Source organism: Acidovorax sp. GW821-FHT10E03 (assembly GCF_059415205.1).
The window spans coordinates 470,694-490,185 of sequence record NZ_JBWKMU010000002.1 but is presented as its reverse complement, the minus strand read 5'-3'; the positions used below and the strand labels follow the sequence as shown (position 1 = coordinate 490,185).

Annotated in this window: 18 protein-coding genes; 12 read left to right on the top strand and 6 right to left on the bottom strand. The window is 64.5% G+C overall.

The window, feature by feature from the left end; all coding sequences use genetic code 11:
- Positions 1 to 60: 60 nt before the first annotated feature.
- The 5 genes from rimM to AC07OD_RS05370 all read left to right on the top strand — a co-directional run bounded on the left by rimM (position 61) and on the right by AC07OD_RS05370 (position 3,899).
- Positions 61 to 630: a ribosome maturation factor RimM gene (gene rimM / locus AC07OD_RS05390; RefSeq protein WP_492245886.1), complete on the top strand. Its 570-nt coding sequence runs from the start codon at positions 61 to 63 to the stop codon at positions 628 to 630.
- Between the two features lie 28 nt (positions 631 to 658).
- The gene (gene trmD / locus AC07OD_RS05385; protein ID WP_494595516.1) at positions 659 to 1,417 is read left to right on the top strand and encodes a tRNA (guanosine(37)-N1)-methyltransferase TrmD; all 759 of its coding nucleotides are present in this window, start codon (positions 659 to 661) and stop codon (positions 1,415 to 1,417) included.
- Between the two features lie 128 nt (positions 1,418 to 1,545).
- Positions 1,546 to 1,929 (top strand): 50S ribosomal protein L19, encoded by a 384-nt coding sequence (gene rplS, locus AC07OD_RS05380; protein WP_218295714.1) that lies wholly within the window; start codon positions 1,546 to 1,548, stop codon positions 1,927 to 1,929.
- Positions 1,930 to 2,010: 81 nt separating this feature from the next.
- Positions 2,011 to 2,733 (top strand): CoA pyrophosphatase, encoded by a 723-nt coding sequence (locus AC07OD_RS05375; RefSeq protein ID WP_494595514.1) that lies wholly within the window; start codon positions 2,011 to 2,013, stop codon positions 2,731 to 2,733.
- 179 nt (positions 2,734 to 2,912) lie between these two features.
- Positions 2,913 to 3,899: a CobD/CbiB family protein gene (locus tag AC07OD_RS05370; protein WP_218295712.1), complete on the top strand. Its 987-nt coding sequence runs from the start codon at positions 2,913 to 2,915 to the stop codon at positions 3,897 to 3,899.
- Positions 3,900 to 4,091: 192 nt separating this feature from the next.
- On the opposite strand, the gene rsgA is transcribed toward AC07OD_RS05370, so the two are convergent.
- Genes rsgA through AC07OD_RS05355 form a run of 3 tightly spaced genes read right to left on the bottom strand, consistent with a single transcriptional unit; the run spans position 4,092 to position 6,717 of the window.
- The gene (gene rsgA, locus AC07OD_RS05365) at positions 4,092 to 5,036 is read right to left on the bottom strand and encodes a ribosome small subunit-dependent GTPase A (protein WP_218295711.1); all 945 of its coding nucleotides are present in this window, start codon (positions 5,034 to 5,036) and stop codon (positions 4,092 to 4,094) included.
- A gap of 38 nt (positions 5,037 to 5,074) precedes the next feature.
- Positions 5,075 to 5,410, bottom strand: a complete 336-nt coding sequence (locus tag AC07OD_RS05360; protein ID WP_218295710.1) for a 4a-hydroxytetrahydrobiopterin dehydratase — start codon at positions 5,408 to 5,410, stop codon at positions 5,075 to 5,077.
- Positions 5,407 to 6,717 carry a M48 family metallopeptidase gene (locus tag AC07OD_RS05355; protein WP_494595511.1) on the bottom strand — a complete coding sequence of 437 codons (1,311 nt, stop codon included), beginning with the start codon at positions 6,715 to 6,717 and terminating at the stop codon, positions 5,407 to 5,409. Before AC07OD_RS05355 ends, AC07OD_RS05360 begins: the two co-directional genes overlap by 4 nt.
- A gap of 78 nt (positions 6,718 to 6,795) precedes the next feature.
- Between AC07OD_RS05355 and orn the strand changes: the two genes are divergently transcribed.
- From orn to AC07OD_RS05340, 3 genes are all read left to right on the top strand, one after another.
- Complete coding sequence (gene orn / locus AC07OD_RS05350) at positions 6,796 to 7,374, top strand: oligoribonuclease (RefSeq protein ID WP_492253696.1); 579 nt, start codon at positions 6,796 to 6,798, stop codon at positions 7,372 to 7,374.
- A gap of 354 nt (positions 7,375 to 7,728) precedes the next feature.
- Positions 7,729 to 9,594 (top strand): DEAD/DEAH box helicase, encoded by a 1,866-nt coding sequence (locus tag AC07OD_RS05345; RefSeq protein WP_218295707.1) that lies wholly within the window; start codon positions 7,729 to 7,731, stop codon positions 9,592 to 9,594.
- 178 nt (positions 9,595 to 9,772) lie between these two features.
- On the top strand, positions 9,773 to 11,200 hold the full coding sequence (locus AC07OD_RS05340) for a sensor domain-containing diguanylate cyclase (RefSeq protein ID WP_218295833.1): 1,428 nt from the start codon (positions 9,773 to 9,775) through the stop codon (positions 11,198 to 11,200).
- A 33-nt stretch (positions 11,201 to 11,233) separates the two neighbouring features.
- On the opposite strand, the gene AC07OD_RS05335 is transcribed toward AC07OD_RS05340, so the two are convergent.
- The 3 genes from AC07OD_RS05335 to bcsZ all read right to left on the bottom strand — a co-directional run bounded on the left by AC07OD_RS05335 (position 11,234) and on the right by bcsZ (position 14,950).
- On the bottom strand, positions 11,234 to 12,364 hold the full coding sequence (locus tag AC07OD_RS05335) for an HD-GYP domain-containing protein (protein ID WP_218295706.1): 1,131 nt from the start codon (positions 12,362 to 12,364) through the stop codon (positions 11,234 to 11,236).
- A 114-nt stretch (positions 12,365 to 12,478) separates the two neighbouring features.
- Entirely contained in the window at positions 12,479 to 13,711 is a 1,233-nt protein-coding gene (locus AC07OD_RS05330; RefSeq protein ID WP_218295705.1) for a multidrug effflux MFS transporter, read from the bottom strand.
- Between the two features lie 69 nt (positions 13,712 to 13,780).
- Complete coding sequence (gene bcsZ, locus AC07OD_RS05325) at positions 13,781 to 14,950, bottom strand: cellulose synthase complex periplasmic endoglucanase BcsZ (RefSeq protein WP_494595508.1); 1,170 nt, start codon at positions 14,948 to 14,950, stop codon at positions 13,781 to 13,783.
- A 308-nt stretch (positions 14,951 to 15,258) separates the two neighbouring features.
- On the opposite strand from bcsZ, the gene AC07OD_RS05320 reads away from it, so the two are divergent.
- The 4 genes from AC07OD_RS05320 (at position 15,259) to AC07OD_RS05305 (ending at position 19,135) form a co-directional block, all read left to right on the top strand.
- A complete protein-coding gene (locus tag AC07OD_RS05320; RefSeq protein ID WP_218295703.1) occupies positions 15,259 to 15,816 on the top strand; it encodes a dTDP-4-dehydrorhamnose 3,5-epimerase family protein in 558 nt (185 codons plus the stop codon).
- A complete protein-coding gene (locus tag AC07OD_RS05315) occupies positions 15,810 to 16,742 on the top strand; it encodes a Gfo/Idh/MocA family protein (protein WP_494595506.1) in 933 nt (310 codons plus the stop codon). Before AC07OD_RS05320 ends, AC07OD_RS05315 begins: the two co-directional genes overlap by 7 nt.
- Positions 16,739 to 17,599 (top strand): glycosyltransferase family 2 protein, encoded by an 861-nt coding sequence (locus AC07OD_RS05310; RefSeq protein ID WP_494595504.1) that lies wholly within the window; start codon positions 16,739 to 16,741, stop codon positions 17,597 to 17,599. The genes AC07OD_RS05315 and AC07OD_RS05310 overlap by 4 nt, the downstream gene beginning before the upstream one ends.
- Positions 17,600 to 18,379: 780 nt before the next feature.
- Positions 18,380 to 19,135, top strand: coding sequence for a hypothetical protein (locus AC07OD_RS05305; RefSeq protein ID WP_494595502.1), 756 nt, complete (start codon positions 18,380 to 18,382; stop codon positions 19,133 to 19,135).
- Positions 19,136 to 19,492: the final 357 nt, after the last annotated feature.

Genomic DNA, 19,492 nt, shown 5'->3' with positions numbered 1-19,492 from the left:
GGCGGGTTCCGTCGGCTTGCCGCGCGGAACCCGCCCTTTTCCTATTCTGGAATCACCACCATGGCCGCCACCCTGACCCTCGAACCCGCCGAGCTGCCCCCCGATGCCATCGAAGTGGGCCGCATCGCCGACGCCTGGGGGGTCAAGGGCTGGTTCAAGGTGCTGCCCCACAGCAGCAGCCCCGAGGCACTGTTTTCCTCCAAGCGCTGGTACCTGCAGCCGTCCGAGCGCGGGGCCAGGACGTTCACCGGGACCGTGTTGCTGCCCATCCGGCAGGCCAAGGACCATTCCGACACCGTGGTGGCCTGGGCGCAGGGCATTGACGACCGCAATGCCGCGGAGGCCTTGCGCGGCGCGCGCATCTTCGTGCCGCGATCGAGCTTTCCGTCCACCACGGACGACGAGTACTACTGGGTCGACCTGATCGGCCTTGTGGTCGTCAACCGCGAAGGCGTGGCGCTCGGCGAGGTGCGGGAGCTCATGTCCACCGGTCCGCAGACGGTGCTGGTGCTGGCCTACGAGCAGGACGGCAAGGCGCTGGAGCGCATGATTCCCTTTGTCTCGGCCTTCGTCGACAAGGTGGACCTGCCGGAAAAGCGCATCACGGTGGACTGGCAGCCTGACTACTGATCGGCCTTGACGGACCGCGCCGCGCACCATGCGCTTTGACCTCATCACCCTGTTTCCCGAGCTGTTCGCGCCCTTCCTGGCCAGCGGCGTGACCCGGCGCGCCTACGCCAGCGGCCAGGTCGATGTGCGCCTGTGGAACCCGCGGGACCATGCCGACGGCAACTACCGCCGTGTGGACGACCGCCCCTTTGGCGGCGGCCCGGGCATGGTGATGATGGCGGAGCCCCTCGCGCGGTGCCTCTCGGCCATCCGGGCCGAGCGCGGCGAGCTCCAGGGCAGCCAGGCGCCGCTGGTCCTTTTTTCGCCCATTGGCGAGTCGCTCAACCATGCGGCCGTGGAGCGCTGGTCGGCCAGCGCGGGGGCCATCCTGCTGTGCGGGCGCTATGAGGGCATCGACCAGCGATTCATCGACGCCCATGTCGATGTGCAGATGAGCCTGGGCGACTTCGTGCTGTCAGGGGGCGAAATCGCAGCCATGGCCTTGCTGGACGCCGTGGCGCGCCTGCAGCACGGCGTGCTCAATGACGAGGGTAGCCACCAGCTCGACAGCTTCAATCCGGCGCTCGATGGCCTGCTGGACTGCCCCCACTACACGCGCCCCGAGGAATGGGCAGGGCAGCAGGTGCCGGCCGCGCTGATGTCCGGCCACCACGCGCACATCGAGCGCTGGCGGCGCGACCAGCGCCTGGCCATCACGGCCCGGCACCGGCCCGACCTCATCGACGCCGCGCGAAAGGCGGGGCGGCTGGCGCCCGCTGACGAGGCAGTATTGGCCAAGCTCGCCTGAATTGCTATAATCAAAGGCTTTTCGATCCTCTGGCCGGCCGTTTTGACAGGGAGTTCTCCCGCGAAACACTGAGACGTCAATCCCGACGCAGCCATTTTTGGCGCGGACAAGATCGCTAGGAAACTCACATGAACCTGATCCAGACCCTGGAAGCGGAAGAAATCGCCCGCTTGAACAAGACCATCCCCGAATTCGCCCCTGGTGACACCGTCATCGTGAGCGTGAACGTGGTGGAAGGTACTCGCAAGCGCGTGCAGGCCTACGAAGGCGTGGTGATCGCCAAGCGCAATCGCGGCCTGAACAGCGGCTTCACCGTGCGCAAGATCTCCAGCGGCGAAGGCGTGGAACGTACGTTCCAGACCTACAGCCCGCTGATCGCCAGCATCGAAGTCAAGCGCCGTGGCGACGTGCGCCGTGCCAAGCTGTACTACCTGCGTGACCGCAGCGGCAAGTCGGCACGTATCAAGGAAAAGCTGCCTTCGCGCGTCAAGGTTGCTGCCACCGCCGCATAAGGCGCGGGCTCGTCCTGACAAGGCCGCTACAGCATCTGCCTGTAGCGGCTTTTTGTTTTCTGGTCCGTTGAACCCCCTTTCGTGAACCCATCTTCCATCCCTGCCGTTTCGTCGGTCATTGCGCCGCTGTCGAGCCTGCCCGACTTCGACCCCCGCCTCGTGCCGGTGGTGGGGGTGGATGCGCACCTGCCCGCGGTGCCGGCGGCCGCGCAGACGCCGCAGGCGCTGCGCGCGCGCTTCGAGCACCCGCCCCGCTGGGAGCCCGAGGTGCTGCTGGAGAAGAAGTTCATGAACCGCGAGCCGGCCCACGCGTCGGTCCTGCTCGCCATCGTGCTGCGCGAAGAGCCCATGGTGCTGCTGACCGAGCGCACGGCCCATCTGTCCACACATTCGGGGCAGGTGGCCTTTCCAGGAGGGCGGGCAGACGCTGGCGATGCTTCCCCCGCCGACACGGCCTTGCGCGAAGCGCAGGAAGAGGTGGGGCTCGGCCGCGAGTTCGTGGAAGTGCTCGGAACCCTGCCGACCTATGTCACGGGGTCGTCCTTCATCATCACCCCCGTGGTGGCGCTGGTGCGGCCCGACTGTGTCCTGCAGCCCAATCCCTACGAGGTGGCGGACCTCTTCGAGGTGCCGCTGGATTTCCTGCTGAACCCCGCCAACCACCGGCGCCATGTGTTCGACCGCGATGGCGTGCACCGCGAGTGGTTCTCGATGCCCTACCAGGATGGTGGCAAGAACCACTACATCTGGGGTGCCACGGCGGGCATGCTGCGCAACTTCTACCGCTTCATGATGGCCGAGTGAGGCCTCCCCGGCCGGGGGGCTGTCCCCGGTGCGGCGGGCGGACCTTGCGCGGGAGGGCAGGCCTGGGTCGCGCTAGTTCCGCGGGCTGCGGGTGTGTCGCGCTGTTCATGGTGGATGTATCGCTGAGGTTCGGCGCAAACACGCGCTCCTGCGGCTTGGCGCCAGTATCATTGCCCCCCATGAGTTTCTTCGCCATCCTGTTCGCTCTGCTGATCGAGCAGGCCCGCCCGCTGGCACGCAGCAATCCCATCCATGCAGGTCTGCGTGCGTGGGCCTTGTCCGTCAGCCGCAATTTCGATGCGGGCAAGCCGCACCATGGCTGGGTGGCCTGGGGCCTCGCAGTCGTCGTGCCCGCGCTCCTCACGCTGGCCATCCACTGGCTGTTGCTGTGGGGCCTGGGCTGGCCCTTCGCGGTGCTCTGGAGCGTGGCGGTGCTCTACATCACCCTGGGCTTTCGGCAGTTCAGCCACCATTTCACTGGCATCCGCGATGCGCTGGAAGAGGGCGATGAAGATGGCGCCCGGGAGCGCCTGGCCCACTGGCAGCAGGTGGACGTGGGTGCGCTTCCACGCAGCGAGATCGTGCGCCACGTGATCGAGTACTCGGTGCTGGCGGCCCACCGGCATGTGTTCGGGGTGCTGGCCTGGTTCTCGGTGCTGGCCGCGCTGGGCCTGGGGCCCACGGGTGCCGTGCTGTACCGGCTGGCCGAATTCGTATCGCGCTACTGGCACTACAAGCAGCGCACGGGCGCCCAGCCCGCCAGTGCCTCGCTGCAGCAGGCTTCTGCCCAGGCGTGGACGGCCATCGACTGGCTTCCGGCCCGGCTCACCGCGCTGAGCTTTGCCGTGGTGGGCAGCTTTGAGGAAGCCATCGAGGGCTGGCGATTCCATGCGCAGCGTTTTCCCAACGACAACGACGGCGTGGTGCTGGCGGCGACCGCGGGCGCGATCAATGTGCGCCTGGGGGGCGAGGCGCTGAAGGCGCGCACCGAGCTGCATGCGCCGCAGGGCCTGGAGATCGACGCCGACATGGGCGACAGCGATTCCACGCCGGGCCGGGAGCCCGAGGTGGGCCACCTGCGCAGCGTGGTGGGGCTGGTGTGGCGCTCGGTGGTGGTGTGGATGCTGCTGCTGGCGCTGCTCACGCTGGCGCGTTTGCTGGGGTAGCTGGAAATCCCCCTAGTAGCCTTCGGCGCCTTCCCCCGGAGGGGGCGCACCCGATGGCCATGCAAAGCCAGTTCCACGGGTGCGCTGGCGTGGTGCATGCCATGCGGAGGGCGGTTCGCGTCGATGCCCTCGTATCTCTGGCTCCGACCCGGTCGTCGGCGCTGCGCATGCATCGATACCGATCAACACCGATCAATACCGCGTATGGCTCAGCTCTTCGAATAAATCGCTATATATTTTGTAGCGTGTAGGGCTGATCCCGCCTGCGGAAGGGCCCAGTTTCACTGCGTCCAGCACGCCGCAGCCCGGCTCATGCAGGTGGGTGCAGTTGTAGAACTTGCAGTGGGTCGCGTGTTGGGCGATGTCGGGCATGCAGGCGGCCAGCTGCATCGGGGCGATGTGGTGCAGCCCGAATTCCTGGAAACCCGGCGAATCGATGAGGGCCGTGGTGCGGGCCTTGTCCATCCAGTACCAGTGGGTGCTGGTGGTGGTGTGCTTGCCTGAGTTGAGGGCCTGCGAAATTTCGCCGGTCAGCACCGAGGCGCCCGGCACCAGCAGATTGATGAGGGTGCTCTTGCCCGAGCCCGAGGGCCCCAGCACCAGCGTGGTCTTGCCCTGCAGGTGCTCCATCAGCAGCGCGCGGTCCACATCGCTCGATAGCGCCAGGGACAGCGGCAGCACGCCGTAGTGCTTGCCAGAGCCCATGTGGCGGTAGGGGAGCAGGCGCTCCCAGGCCCGGGCGAAGGGCTCCACCAGGTCGCTCTTGTTGAGCGCGATGAGGGGCGTGATGCCTTCGGCCTCGGCGGCGATCAGCGCGCGGGAGAGCTGGCTTTCCGAGAACACGGGTTCCGCCGCGATGAGGATCAGCACCTGGTCGAGGTTGGCCGCAAACGATTTGGTGCGGATCTCGTCCTGGCGGTAAAAGAGGTTGCGCCGTTCCTGGACCTTTTCGATGGTGCCCTCTTCGCCCTGGCCAGGCGGTGGGGCCTGCCACAGCACGTGGTCACCCACCACGGCCTGGCTCTTCTTGCCGCGCGGATGGCAGATGCGGCGTTCGCCGTCGGGCGTCTCCACCATGCAGTGGCGCCCATGGCTGGCCACCACGGTGCCTTCCATGAGCGCGCTGCGTTCAGCCATGGGATGTTGTGTTGGTGGTGGTGCGCGGCGTCATGGGGTCACGCCACCAGGGCATCGAACTGGGTCGCGCATTCGAAATCGGTGGACGAGATGCCGTGCACGTCGTGCGTGTTCAGCCGCACCACGCAGCGGTTGTAGTGCACCGACAGGTCGGGGTGGTGGTCCTGCGCGTTGGCGATGAAGGCCAGTGCATTCACGAACGAGATGGTTTCGTAGTAGTTCGCGAACCGGTAGGTCTTCTCGATGGCTACGTCGGCGCCATCTCCGGTCAGGCTCCAGCCTTCGAGTTTGGCCAGGTTTGCTACAACTTCAGTAGCTGTCAGCGCACGGCGGGTCTGCGTGGACCAGTCTTTTTTCTTCAGCATAGTCGTCATGGGTGGGCGGGGGCGTGCATGCGCGCCAGCCGCTCGGTGGCGGGTGGGTGCGAGTAGTAGAACTTCACGTACACCGGGTCGGGGGTGAGCGTGGAGGCATTGTCTTCGTAGAGCTTGAGCAGGGCCGAAGAGAGGTCGGCGCCACTGGCCTGGGCAACGGCATAGGCATCGGCCTGGAACTCGTGGCGGCGCGATTGCCGGGAGAACACGGGCGAGATGAATAAGGTGAACACCGGCACCACCAGCATGAACAGCAGCAACGCCAGCGCATCGTTCGGCGCGGCGGCCATTGCCGGGTCGAAGGAGATGTTGGGGCGCACTCCCAGGCCTGTGTAGAACCAAACCTGGGTGGAGAGCCAGCCGAGCAACGCGAATCCGGCCAGGCTCAGCGCGAACATGGCCACGATGCGCTGGATGAGGTGGCGATGCCGGAAGTGCCCGAGCTCATGGGCCAGTACCGCCTCCACCTCGCCCGGCGATAGCTGGCGCAGCAGCGTGTCGTAGAACACCACGCGCTTGGCGGCGCCAAAGCCCGTGAAGTAGGCGTTGGCATGGGCGCTGCGGCGGCTGCCGTCCATCACGAACAGCCCCTTGGCCGAGAAGCCGCAGCGCTGCATGAGGGCCGTCACGCGGGTCTTGAGGGATTCGTCCTCGAGTGGCTGGAATTTGTTGAACAGCGGTGCGATGAAGGTGGGGTAGACCACCATCAGCAGCAGGTTGAACCCCATCCAGAAGCACCAGGCCCACAGCCACCACAGCGGGCCGGCAGCGCCCATGATCCACAGGATCAGCGCGGCGATCGGAAGGCCGATGGCCGCACCGACCAGCAAGCCCTTGGCGGCATCCGCAAGCCACAGGCGCCAGGTCATCTTGTTGAAACCGAAGCGCTCCTCCACCACGAAGGTCTGGTACAGCGACAGGGGCAGGTCGATCAGCCCGCTGATCGCCGCAAACGCCGCCAGCAGCGCCAACTGCTGCCACATGCCGCCTCCGAGTGCGTCCAGCAGGAGCTGATTCAGGGCGTCCAGGCCGCCCAGCAGCGTCCACCCCAGCAGCACGGCGGCGCCCAGCGCCATCTCCAGCAGGCCCAGGCGCCCCTTGGCGATGGTGTAGTCGGCGGCCTTCTGGTGGGCTGCCAGCGCAATGCGCTCGGCAAACGGCGCCGGCACCGCGCCACGGTGGCGGGCCACGTGTCGCATCTGGCGTGTGGCCAGCCAGAGCTTGAGGGCCAGGCCCAGCAGGAGTGCCGCCGCGAAGGCGAACGTCAGCACCGAGGAAGGAGAGAGGGCGTCGGAGGAGGTGGGCATGGTGGTGGGGGGAGTTTAATGGGGAAGCCCCTGGGACTGTGGTGCAAGGGCTGCGGGCCATCGGCGACAATGCGCGCCATGCCAGAAGCCAACCATCCCACTCCCCACGCGCTTGCCAAGTCCGACCAGAACCTCGTCTGGCTCGACTGCGAAATGACCGGCCTGGAGCCCGATACCGACCGTCTGCTCGAAATCGCCGTCATCGTGACCGGCCCCAGCCTGGAGCCGCGCATCGAAGGCCCGGTGTTTGCGATCCACCAGCCTGACGAACTCCTCAACAAGATGGATGCCTGGAACAAGGGCACCCATGGCCGCAGCGGCCTGATCGACAAGGTCAAGGCCTCCACCGTGACCGAAGCGCAGGCCGAGCAGCAGATCATTGCCTTTCTGAGCCAGTATGTTCCCAAGGGCACGGCACCCATGTGCGGCAACAGCATCGGGCAGGACCGGCGCTTTCTGGTGCGCTACATGCCCAAGCTGGAGCGGTTCTTTCACTACCGCAATGTGGACGTGAGCACCCTCAAGGAGCTGGCCAAGCGCTGGAAACCCGAGGCCTACACGAGCTTCAAGAAGGCCCAGAAGCACACGGCCCTGGCCGACGTGCATGAGTCCATCGACGAGTTGGCGCACTACCGCAGGCATCTGCTGTCGGTGTGACCCGTTGCGCGCGGCCGGGCCGGGCTGCACCTGTGCGAGACCGGCTTGCGATCCCTTCGAGACCGTGGTCGCGCTGAGGCATGAAGCGTGCTGCAAGGTGAAGGGGCTTGCGGGGAAACCCCTATTCATGCCATAATCAGCGGCTGCGCAGGAAACGGTTCCTCGCAGATTGTGCATCTCCCCTCACACACCGGGCTTGCCAGCCGACTGCTTCGTGCAGTGCAGGACTAGCGAACAACGCCCACCAGCATCCGCCCAGAGCAATGCAGGTTTCGTTTGATGGTTGATGTTTTTTAACCATTGACGAAGCCACTCGCAGGCTGCGCCTGCGATCGTCTTCGTGAGAGAAAAATCATGACCGACACCTCTTTGGTGCAGGGCGAATTCGCGCCTGCAGAAACTTCCTTTGCTGCCGACCTTTCCGTGCAGCCTTCCCCCCTGGACGCCGTGGTGGCCGCCGCTGAAGGCGATGCCGCCGTCACCGCCGAACCCAATGGCTTCGTCGAACTGGGCCTGGCGCCCGAACTGGTGCAAGCCGTGGCTGACCTGGGCTACACCCAGCCCACCAGCGTGCAGCTCAAGGCCATTCCCCTGGCCATGGGCGGTGGCAACGACTCCACCAAGTTCATCGACCTGATGGTCTCGAGCCAGACCGGCTCCGGCAAGACCGCCGCCTTCCTGCTGCCCGTGCTGCACACGCTGATCAACCAGCAAGCCGCCGCCGAAGCCGAGGAACGCGCCGCTTTCGAGCGCGCCGTGGCCGAAGCCGCTGCGCGTGGCGAACCCGCTCCCAAGCGTGCCAAGCGCAAGGACCCCACCAGCTCGCGCAACTTCAAGGCCGCCACCCCGGGCGCCCTGATCCTGTGCCCCACGCGTGAACTGGCCCAGCAGGTGGCGCACGACGCCATCGACTTGGTCAAGCACTGCCGTGGTCTGCGCGTGGCCAACGTGGTGGGCGGCATGCCCTACCAGTTGCAGATCGCCAAGCTGCAGAACGCCGACCTCGTGGTCGCCACCCCCGGCCGCCTGCTGGACCTGCAGCGCTCGATGCAGATCAAGCTCGACAAGGTGCAGTTCCTGGTCGTCGACGAAGCCGACCGCATGCTGGACCTGGGCTTCTCGGACGACCTGGCCGAACTGAACCAGCTGACCGCCCAGCGCAAGCAGACCATGATGTTCAGCGCCACGTTCGCGCCGCGCATCCAGCAACTGGCGATGCGCGTGATGCACGACGGCGGTTCGTCGGTGCAGAAGGTGACCATCGATTCTCCGCAAGAGAAGCACGCCAACATCAAGCAGATGCTGTACTGGGCCGACAACGCCCAGCACAAGCGCAAGCTGCTGGACCACTGGCTGCGCGACACCACGATCAATCAGGCCATCGTTTTCGCCAGCACCCAGGTGGAGTGCGATGGTTTGGCCAACGACCTGCAGCAGGAAGGATTCTCGGCCGTGGCGCTGCACGGCGCGCTGAGCCAGGGCCTGCGCAACCGCCGCTTGATGGCGTTGCGTGCCGGCCAGGTGCAGATCCTGGTGGCCACCGATGTGGCTGCGCGCGGCATCGACGTGCCCACGATCACCCACGTGTTCAACTTCGGCCTGCCCATGAAGGCCGAGGACTACACCCACCGCATCGGCCGCACCGGCCGTGCGGGCCGCGATGGCCTGGCCATCACGTTTGCCGAGTTCCGCGACCGCCGCAAGATCTACGACATTGAGTCGTACAGCCGCCAGCAGTTCAAGGCCGATGTGATTCCCGGCATGGAGCCTTCGCAACGTGCTCCCCAGGCACCGCGCGGTGGTGACTTTGGTGGCCGTGGCCGCCCCGGTGGCGGTTACGACCGCGACAGCCGTGACCGCAAGTTCGGCGGCCCCGCACGTGGCAACAACGACCGCGGCGGATTTGGTGGTGGCTTTGGCGGCGGATTCGCCGGCCGCGACAGCCAGCGTGCAGCCCCTGCCCGTGGCGGCGAGGGTGGTGGTTTTGGTGCCCGTGATGACCGGGGCTTCGCTCCCCGCCGCGACGGTGACGGCTATGGCCGCAAGCCCGGTTTCGGTGATGCAGGCCGGGGTGGTTTTGCCCCCCGAGGCGACGCTGGCGCGCCCCGTGGCGACTTCGCACCCCGCAAGCCCGGCTTCGCCAAGCCCGCAGGCGGTGGAGGCGGCAAGCCCTTCGTGGCCCATGATGCGCGCAAGCGCCCTGCGCGCCCCGCGCGCTGATTCGGCCGCCCCCGTCGTTTCGACGCGAGCCGTGAAAGGCTGGCACCGCAAGGTGCCAGCCTTTTTTTGTTGCCGCCACCTGCCGGGCGCGAGAATATCGAGAGCGGCTCGACAATAATCCTTCCGGGAGGAATCTGCAGTGTCGTCTTCGTTATCGTCGGGTGCGGACTTTGAGCACATGTTCGAGCTGGCCCCTGTGTCCCTCTGGCTGGAGGACTACAGCGCACTCAAGCAGATTCTGGACGGCTGGCGCGCCACCGGAGTCACGGATATCCGTGCCCACCTCGCGCAAGACCCGGCACGGGTGCGGCAATGCAGTGCCGCGCTCCAGGTTCTGAAGGTGAACCGCCGCACGCTGGAGCTGTTCGCTGCCCCGAGCCAGCAGGTGCTCGAGGCGAATCTGGACAAGGTCTTCAGGGATGACATGCACGATGCGGTCTCCCATGAGCTGGCGGCGCTTTGGTCGGGGCAGCTGGAGTTTTCGAACCAGACCGTGAACTACGCGCTCGACGGCCGGCGGCTCGATGTGCAGATCCGCGCGCGCATCCTGCCAGGGTATGAGGACGACTGGAGCCGCGTCCTGCTCTCGCTGGAAGACATCACGGCCCAGATGCGGGGCGCGCGCCAGCTGCGGCGCAGCGAACAATATGCCCGGGATCTGTTCGAGCATTCGCCCGTCTCCCTGTGGGTGGAGGATTTCAGCGCCGTGAAGAACCTGCTCGATGGCGTGCGCGCGCAAGGCATCGACGACTTCAAGACCTTCATCACGGTGCATCCCGAGTTCGTCACGCGCTGCATGCAGGAGATCCGGGTGGTGGATGTCAACCAGCAGACCTTGCGCATGTTCGGAGCATCCAGCAAGGAGATGCTGCTCAACAACATCGGCCGGGTGTTCCGGGGGGAAATGCACGAGTCTTTCGCCGACCAGTTGCTGGATCTGTGGGAGGGCAAGACCTTTCAGCAGCGCGAAGTCGTCAACTACGCCCTGTCGGGCGACGCGGTGCACATCCACATGCAGTTCTCGGTGCTGGCGGACCATTTGGCGGACTGGGGGCTGGTGCTGCTCTCGCTGGTGGACATCACCGCGCGCAAGAAGGCCGAGGCTTACCTGGAGTACCTGGGCAAACATGACGTGCTGACCCAGCTTCGCAACCGGGCCTTCTATGCCGAGGAGCTCAACCGGGTCACGCGCAAGGGGCCCTGGCCCTTGTCCATCATTGCGATCGATCTGAACGGGCTCAAGGCCGTGAACGATGAGCAAGGCCATGCCGCGGGCGATTCGATGCTGCGAAGGGTGGGTGAAGTGCTGGCCAAGGCGGTGGATCCGCCGGCATGCGCCGCGCGCATTGGCGGCGACGAGTTCACCGTGTTGCTGCCGGGCATGGATGAGCGCAGTGCCTTTGCGTTGCAGGACCGCATCCTCTCGATGCTGGACCTGAACAACCAGTTCTATCCGGGGCAGCCGATCAGCCTGGCCATGGGGGTCGCGTCGTGTCGATCCGGCGATCAGGTGGAGGCGACGATCAACCGCGCCGACCAGGCCATGTATGCCGAAAAGAACCGCTACTACCAGGACAATGGCCTGGACAGGCGGCACGCCAGCTAGCCGCACCGCGCAAACGCCCGCCCCTGGCTGGATTCAGCCCGTGTGCACCGCGTAGCCGTACAGCCGCTCGGGAGGCACTCTGGCCAGCAGGCTGCGATCCGTGGCCGGGCCCGTGATGGCGTAGGCGGCCTGTGACGTGTCGCGCTGCAGGGTGCTGGTCACGCTCTTGCCTTGGGAGTCCGTCACGGCGGCCACAAGCGGGGTGCGTGCTTCGGCCCCCCGCCGCATCACGACCCCCATTTCTCCGGACGCGAGTTTTACGAAGTCGCCAGGTGGATAGATGCCCAGCACCTTGATGGTCGCCGTGGAGAAGGGGCCCCCCTTGTCATCCCTGAACATCAGCCGGGCGGCGTCCTGGATGGAGAGCGGCTGCCGCAGCTGCCGGGGGCTGATGCGTGCCATGAACAGGTCCGCCATGCGCAATACCTGCGCAGTGTCGCTCACCGATGAGATGCCGTGTGGATAGCCGCTGCCATCCGGCTGCTCGTGGTGTTGCATCACCGCGGCGATCCATTCGGCGTCGGTAACGCCGGCTTTCTCCAGCAGCGCGGCACTCAGGGCAGGGTGTGCGCGGATCTGGGTGCGTTGCCGGTCCAGGGCCGGATAGTCCTGCGCGGCCATCTGGCCCTGCAGCTCGGCGATGCTGGCGTTCATCGTCAGCGCCGCCAGTGCGATCTGCCGGATGCGCACGGCGGCCCAGCCGAGCTGCCGCGCCATCAATATGCCCAGCAGCGCTGTGTAGACCGCATGGCTGTATCCGTAGCGCAGATGCTTTGCATGGTCCTGCCGCACGGCCATGAACAGGCCGATGTCGGGGTCCGCGTCGGCAAGCTCCAGTATCTCGTCCGCCAGCGCTTGGATCGCATCCAGGCTGTCGGAGGTTTCACCCAGGTGCGGCAGCGCCGATTCCAGTGCGTCAATGGCCAGCGCCCAGCGGGTATAGATGCTTTCCGGTGGTTTTGCCGCAGGGGCCGCCAGCGCCTGCACCGCCTTGAATTCTTCGATATCGACAAACATGCCGCGCTCGAGCAGCGCTTCCAGCTGGCTGTCGTTGCGGATCACGTGCCCACGGGCGAGCAGCAGGGTGCAGTCCTGGTTGCGCACATTCCAAGGCAGCGGCACGCCCACCCGTACCTTGGATTCAACCAGTTTCAGCAGCTGCATGGTCGTCCTCCAGTGCCTGAGCCTCCTCGTCCGCTGCGCGAGCACACGGGTTCTGTCGAGAATGAAATTTCGCCCCATTGTTGCAGCATGCGTGGGGTTCCACAAACAGGCGGGTCAGCCTGGCGTGGCGGTCCGTCCAATATCGGGCCAGCGATGGTGCAGGTAGATCCATGCGGCCATGCCCACGCACATCATCAACAGCGAGGCCAGTGCCAGCAAGACGGTGGAATGCATCACCAGCGGCACCACGACCCCTGCCACCAGGCCATTGGCGGTGGAGCCTACAAACGCCTGCATGGACGAGGCCATGCCGCGGCGCTCGGGGTGAAGGTCCAGCACCAGCAAGGTGACCACGGGCACCATCAGGGCCCAGCCAAACGCGAAGACCGCGATCGGCGCGAGTGCCCACGCCGCATGCACCGGGAACAGCAGATTGGCCCCCAGGTTGAGGATGGCCACGGTGAACATGATCACGAAGCCATGGCGTATCTGCCGCTTCGGCGCGATCTTGCCGGCCAGGCGGCCGCTGAGCCAGGCGCCGCCCATGATGCCGGAGATGGTGAGGACGAAGAACCAGAAGAACTGCGTGGGCGCCAGCGCCAGGTGCTCGCCCAGGAAGGCCGGCGCCGCCAGCACATACAGGAACATGCCGTTGAAGGGCACGCCGCTGGCCAGCGCCAGCAGCACGAAGCGTGGGCTGGACCCCAGCTGCCAGTAGCCGCGCATCAGGTGGGGCACGTTGAAGGGCTGGCGCAGCTCGGGCTGCAGGGTTTCGGGCAGCAGGCGGAAGTTGGCGATCCACAGGACCACGCCGACCAGCGTCAGGAACCAGAAGATGCTGTGCCAGCCCGTGTGCACGAACAGCCAGCCGCCCACGATGGGGGCGATGGCCGGGGCCACGCCAAAGTAGATCGTCACCTGGCTCATCACCTGCTGCGCGCGTGCCGGGGGGAACATGTCGCGGATGACCGCGCGCGACACCACGATGCCGGCGCCCGTCGATAGCCCTTGCAGCGCCCTGAATGCAATGAGCTGGCCGATGCTTTGCGACAGCGCGCAGCCCGCGGAGGCCAGCGTGAACATCGCGATGCCGCACAGCACCACGGGGCGCCGGCCAAAGCTGTCCGCCAGTGCGCCATGGAAGAGGTTCATGAACGCAAAACCGAAGAGATAGGCCGACAGGGTCTGCTGCATCTCCACGGGGGTGGCGCCCAGTGCCTGCGCAATGCCGGTGAACGCGGGGATGTAGGTGTCGATGGAGAAAGGCCCCAGCATGCCCAGCACGGCGAGGAGGACGGCCAGGGCCCATTGGGGAGCGCGCCAGAGCGTGTGGGCGTTAGGGTTCATGGATGAATTTCGAAGGGCGGTGGAAGGGGGCGTCGTGGGATGGAGGGCGGTGGGGCTGCCGCGGGATCGTCAGGGCCTGGGCCGCCTGGGCAGGAGCTGGCCCCCGGGCGAAAACCGGTACCAGCCCTCCATCCACCCCAGCCCGAAGAGTGAGAGGGTCTGTTCATAGTAGGCCGTGGTGCGCACGGGGCTTGCTGCCAGGCGGTTGCGTTGCGCTTGCAGCGCGGCGCTGTCTCCTTGCGCCTGCAGGAAGGGCAGCATCGCGGCAGAGAAGCCCGACGGGCCTGCCCCGGATGCTTGTCCACTCCGTACATTGATGGATTCGGGGGGGTGCCCCTGTTCCCGCACGTAGCGGGCCATGGGAGCCAGTGCCGACAGCAGCGCCTTGCGGCCGCTGGCGGCCGGGTGCAGCATGCCGGCCCACAGGTAGACGCGGATCGCGTTGTAGGTGCCCTGGCCTTTTTCCTTGCCCTTTTCGTCGATGAGAAAGCCCTGCCGCGCGTCGTAGATGGCCCAGTCCGGGGCATAGCCTTGGGGGGATGCGCCCACGATGACCTTCTCGGAGCTTTGTACCAGCTGCTTCCAGGCGGTCTGCGGGTACAGCGCGCCGAGCCGTTGCATTGCCTGCAAAGGCAGGTAGCTGGGGTTGAGCTTCCATCGGTCGCCGGCTTCCACAAAGCCGCGTGGCGCGGGCAGCAGGCACAGGCCCAGGCCTGGCAGGTCGGCTGTTTCTTCGGCAATGATGCGTGCGGCCAGCCGGGCTCCCAGTGCGTGGTAGCGCGGCACTTGCCACAAGCGGGCCGCCTCACCCAAGGCATAGGCAATCCAGAGGTCCGCGTCCGATGCGGCGTTGCTGTCGAGGATGCCCCAGGTACCGTCAGGCCGGCGGCCCCATAGCCACGCGGGCAAGCGGGCGCCGAGGTCGCCGCCGCTCAGGTTGTTTTCAGTCCAGCGCAGGAGGACATCGAACCCCTTGCGGTCATTGGCCACCAGGGCAAAGAAAATCCCGTATGCCTGGCCTTCGGAGTAGGTACGCCCGCCTTCGCCATCGTCGGAGATCACACGGCCTTCGTCGCTGACGAATTGCGCCTTGAAGCGGTCCCATGCGGGCCACTGGCCGCCGCTGGCCAGGCCCGCGGAGGGACGTGCCTGTCCGTTGGCGCCCCGGAACGCCGTGGGTGCGAGGAAACCCAGCCCCGTGAGCAGGGCCGTCCGCCGTAAGAGCAATGCAGCAGTCATGTCGGGAGAGTTTTCGTTTCGCATACTGTGGTGGAGCGCCTTCTTCTTTCCGCCGTCCTGTCAATGCAGCGCATTGGAGGCACCCGGGGAAGCACGGGTTGCCACGGGCCTGGACAGCGTGGCGGGCGCAAGGGTTGCCTATACTAGCCAAGGAAATCCCGGGCGGGTTCTGGCGGCATTGTTTGCATGCAGGTGCCGTGCCCTTTGGGTGCAAGGCCTGAAGTGCTACAAAATGCAGAGTGCCCTGACCCCAGAAATATAGCCACAAGGCCTTTTCGTGGCCAATTCGCTCAAAGTCGTGGATCAAAATGGAACAACATCTATTGGGCCGGGTTGAAGACATCCCGGGAGTCCAGGTCAGGCGACTGCATCCCAGAAAAGACGAGCGCGGAACGCTGACGGAAGTCTTCCGCAACGAGTGGCACCCGGGCAGCCTGCCGTTGCAATGGAACCATGTCAAATCCCGGCCCAACGTCTTGCGGGGGGTTCATGTGCATGTGCGGCACACCGACCATTTGCTGGTGCTGACGGGCACCATGCTGCTGGGCCTGATCGACCTGCGCGAGGGCACCGACCATTTCCGGCAGAGCACGGTGATCGAGCTGACCGGTGCCGAGCCCACCATGGTCAGCATTCCTACGGGGGTCGCGCACGGCTTTTACTTTCCGGAAGCTGCGGACATGCTGTACAGCGTCACCCACTACTGGGATCCCGTGACGGATGAGCTTGGCTGCCGCTGGGATGACCCTGGCCTGGGGCTGGACTGGCCGGTCAGTGCCCCGGTACTGTCCCCAAGGGATCAGGCCGCAACGTCCCTCGACGGATTGCTGGAGGAGCTGCGCGGCAGCAAGGACAAATCATGGTGAGGATAGGACTTCTGGGGTGTGGCCGCTGGGGGCGATTGATTCTGCGTGATCTCAAGCAACTGGGGGCCTACGTGGCGGTGCTGGCGGTGGGAGAGGCCAGCCGGGCCCGTGCATGCGAAGGCAATGCCGACGTGGTGGCATCCTCCCTGGAAGATCTCCCTGAGGTCGACGGGTATGTGGTGGCCGTGCCCACCGCCCAGCACGCCGCCTTCCTTCGCCAACTGGTGCCCTCCGGCAAACCGGTGTTCTGCGAAAAACCGTTCACGTCCAGCGCTGCGGAGGCAAAGGCCATCGCCCAGCTGGCGGGTGACCGGATCTTCATCATGGACAAGTGGCGCTATCACGGGGGCGTGCTCGCACTGGCCGCGCTGGCGCGGTCCGGAGAGCTGGGCCCGGTGCTGGGACTGAAGACCACCCGCCTCGGATGGGGCAATCCCCATGCAGATGTGAGCGCGGACTGGATTCTGCTTCCACATGATCTCAGTATCGCCATCGAAATCCTGGGCGACTTGCCCGAGCCCGCCGCGGCCTGGGCGGAAACCAGCGCAGAGGGTCTGGTCGCGCTCTCGGGCGTGCTGGGTCTGAAGGATCGCAGTCACCCGTGGATGCAGTTTGAAATCGGCGTGCGCTCTCCTTCCCACCGGCGGACCATCGAACTGCGCTGTCGTGACGGCATTGCATCGCTCAGCGACGCCTACGACGCCCATGTCGCCGTGCAGCGCACGTCGAGTTGCCTCTCCGACGGACCCGTGCCCGGCACCGAGCTGCGTTCCGTGGACACCGCCATGCCCCTTTTGCGGGAACTGACGGCGTTCCTGGACTATCTTTGCCATCGTGGTCCACCCCCCAAGAGCAGCGCGGCGGAGGGCTTGATGGTGGTGGAGCGCATCGCGTCGCTGCGGGCGCTGGCAGGACTGCCCGAATGAGCGACCCGCTTTTCACGGTCGTGATTCCAACCCACGACCACGCGGACACGCTGTGGCATTCGGTCGCCAGTGTGCAGTGGCAGACCTGCCAGAGCTTTGAAGTGTTCATTGTGGGTGACGGTGCGCCTGAGCGCACCCGCTCCATTGCCCAGTCCTTGGCGGAGCGCGATCCCCGGATTCGCTACTTTGACAACCCCAAGGGGGCGCGGCACGGCGAAGCGCACAGGCACCGGGCCTTGCAGGAGGCGGGAGGCCGTTTTGTCGCCTACCAATCCGATGACGACCTGTGGCTTCCAGACCATCTTGACATCCTGGCGGCGGCACTTGAAGACCATGACCTGGTCCACACCATGCAGATCGACGTATCGCCGGCAGGCGAGACCGCGACATGGCCTTTTGATGCTTTCGAGGATGATCTCCAAATCGACCGCATGCGGAAATCGGCTGGTGGCTTTGGCTTGGCGTCGGGCGCGCACACGCTTCGGGCCTACCGCGCTCTGCCGTTGGGGTGGAGCCCGGCACCCCTTGGCATCCACACAGATATTCACTTTTGGTTGCAGGTGCTTGAACAAGTGGGGGGGCGATACTCGTCGGTGAAGTGGCCGACCGTCCTTCATTTCTCATCGGTCACGCGCAAAACGCTGTCCAATGCTGAAAGAGTGGCCGAATTGGAAGAATGGTGGAAACGCATGCAAACTGCCGAGCAACGGTTGATGTTGCTGAAAAAGGTGTTGTTTCCGGTAAATTTCTATTGCTACGCACAACCCAAGCTACGAGCAGAAATCGAATCACTCAGGGCCAGCCTGTCTTGGCGGATCACGGCACCTTTGCGCGCGCTTGCGCGGCGAATGAAGTAGTACCGACGGAAAGTTGTTGGTTTTCTAACATGGCATGGTCAGCCAGGAAGCTATTTAAATTCGACATTCCACCGTATCTCTCGCCCCACGCGCCGGCTCGACTGGATGCAGTTTCCGGTCAATCGACAAAGAGCTTGCAGCACTGCCGGGTAATAAATGCGATGGTGGATAGGCTACTGCAAGCCTCGGTCGCCGTGCTCATGGAATCTGTGGAACTTCAAGGGGCTTCGTATCAATGCCTTGCACGGTGTCGGATTGCAGCCCAAGTCCCAATCTGAGATGAGCGCTAGAGCGGTGCTGTTCGAGATGGTCCGGTGATTCGAGCGCGACAATGACGGCTTCTTGAGGCAAGCCTCGATCTCCGGTGAGAGGTCAGTAGCCCATGGGGGGGGCCTCGCCCCCATCCAAAGTACGACCCCGGCGCACTCGAATTCAAGAGGGGCGCTGCATGTGCCGGACTATCGTTCCCCGGTGCCCAAAGTCGAGCCCCAAAGGCCATTATTTGCGCGCGCAAATCTTGGCGAGCCCGTGGAGATGCGAGAAACCCATCCACGGATGGCTCTTCGTTGGGCGCCACGGTTCCGTTCCGTTCGCCAGAGCCATCTCAGCCAAGAGCAAGCCGCGCGTAGCCGATGGACTGCACTCAGCCTTTTAAACCGTTGATAGGCATCAGGGTTTTGATTGATATATGCTGGGCGCCCCGGACATGTATGCAAGCAGGTCTGGGATTTGGCCGAAAGTTGAGTGTATCGATATTCTTTTTCAATATAGGAGTTTTCAATGTGGTCTAAGAAAGCATTGGTCACGGCATTTGCTCTGTCCGGGGCTGTTGTGGGAGCATCCGCTGCTTCTGACAACGGGATCCTTTCCGCAACCGGGGGGACGGCGGGGTTCGATTTTTTCTATCCAAGTGGATTCACAAAGCCAATTCCAACTCCTGGAGCGGCACCTATAAAACTTCAAAGTCGCTTCACATGGGGATCGCCCACTAGCCCAATGAGCGATCATGCAATTGTGGCTTATGTGCAAGGCGCGAATCCCGCGTATATGAACTCTGCACCTATCGGTTTTAAGAGCCCCTTATGGACCTATGGAGCAGGAGCATTTGTCGCCGCGAACGGACTTAATCTGGAGTTATGGTTTAATCCAACGACTGCCACGAACGGCAGCGCGTATGTGTGGAATGCTGCTAATTTGTGTGGGCAGGCGGTGAATACGGCGCCAATAAGTGTATGTGTTGGAAGTACTTATTCGGCTGGCGGCGCGTATGTTGAGCCACTCCCCGCTGATTGGAGTTTCGTGCCTGGTGATCATTACTGGGTGAAAATATCTCTTGCGCCAACCACCGGAGACTGGTTGAATCTTTATGCGGAGTTGATCCACGAAAGTTCAACCTCGGTTAAGGTCGTGCAGCGAGCCCAAATTGGGCTTCAAAAATCTGCTTTCCTGCCTCTGAGCTCTTCCGCCTCCGGGACTTTTGCGCGGGCGCCCGGATCAGGCGCCAACATCACATGGTTTGGTTATGACTATTTCTAGGTGGCCTTTATTCGCACGGCTATCTGATCCTATTCGCTCCTGAAATCCTTGGAAAGGCTCGCACTGCTCGGGCCTCTTTGTTCAGGTTGTTGGTGCAGCTGGTCGTCTTCTGTTGGTGGATGGCGTGTTGCGGCGGTCCATGCGAGACGTATGAGTGACCAGGGTTTTGCAACAGGCGTCAACATCGAATGCTGCATCCTGGGTAATGTGCTCAATCGCGCCATGCAGGGAGGCGAGAGGTGGCGCTGTGTGCGGGTCAGGACATGTTGCGTCAGTTGAATTGCGACGGTGAGATTGACCTGGTCGTTGTGGATGGATGGGGTGGTTAGGAAAATGCCTTGGCGCTCATCGTGGATG

Coding starts and splice junctions, on each gene's coding strand:
- AC07OD_RS05320 (WP_218295703.1), top strand. CDS start 15,259: ATGGAACAACATCTATTGGGCCGGGTTGAAGACATCCCGGGAGTCCAG.
- AC07OD_RS05315 (WP_494595506.1), top strand. CDS start 15,810: ATGGTGAGGATAGGACTTCTGGGGTGTGGCCGCTGGGGGCGATTGATT.
- AC07OD_RS05360 (WP_218295710.1), bottom strand. CDS start 5,410: ATGACGACTATGCTGAAGAAAAAAGACTGGTCCACGCAGACCCGCCGT.
- trmD (WP_494595516.1), top strand. CDS start 659: ATGCGCTTTGACCTCATCACCCTGTTTCCCGAGCTGTTCGCGCCCTTC.
- AC07OD_RS05310 (WP_494595504.1), top strand. CDS start 16,739: ATGAGCGACCCGCTTTTCACGGTCGTGATTCCAACCCACGACCACGCG.
- orn (WP_492253696.1), top strand. CDS start 6,796: ATGCCAGAAGCCAACCATCCCACTCCCCACGCGCTTGCCAAGTCCGAC.
- AC07OD_RS05330 (WP_218295705.1), bottom strand. CDS start 13,711: ATGAACCCTAACGCCCACACGCTCTGGCGCGCTCCCCAATGGGCCCTG.
- bcsZ (WP_494595508.1), bottom strand. CDS start 14,950: ATGACTGCTGCATTGCTCTTACGGCGGACGGCCCTGCTCACGGGGCTG.
- rimM (WP_492245886.1), top strand. CDS start 61: ATGGCCGCCACCCTGACCCTCGAACCCGCCGAGCTGCCCCCCGATGCC.
- rplS (WP_218295714.1), top strand. CDS start 1,546: ATGAACCTGATCCAGACCCTGGAAGCGGAAGAAATCGCCCGCTTGAAC.
- AC07OD_RS05340 (WP_218295833.1), top strand. CDS start 9,773: ATGTTCGAGCTGGCCCCTGTGTCCCTCTGGCTGGAGGACTACAGCGCA.
- AC07OD_RS05370 (WP_218295712.1), top strand. CDS start 2,913: ATGAGTTTCTTCGCCATCCTGTTCGCTCTGCTGATCGAGCAGGCCCGC.
- rsgA (WP_218295711.1), bottom strand. CDS start 5,036: ATGGCTGAACGCAGCGCGCTCATGGAAGGCACCGTGGTGGCCAGCCAT.
- AC07OD_RS05355 (WP_494595511.1), bottom strand. CDS start 6,717: ATGCCCACCTCCTCCGACGCCCTCTCTCCTTCCTCGGTGCTGACGTTC.
- AC07OD_RS05305 (WP_494595502.1), top strand. CDS start 18,380: ATGTGGTCTAAGAAAGCATTGGTCACGGCATTTGCTCTGTCCGGGGCT.
- AC07OD_RS05335 (WP_218295706.1), bottom strand. CDS start 12,364: ATGCAGCTGCTGAAACTGGTTGAATCCAAGGTACGGGTGGGCGTGCCG.
- AC07OD_RS05345 (WP_218295707.1), top strand. CDS start 7,729: ATGACCGACACCTCTTTGGTGCAGGGCGAATTCGCGCCTGCAGAAACT.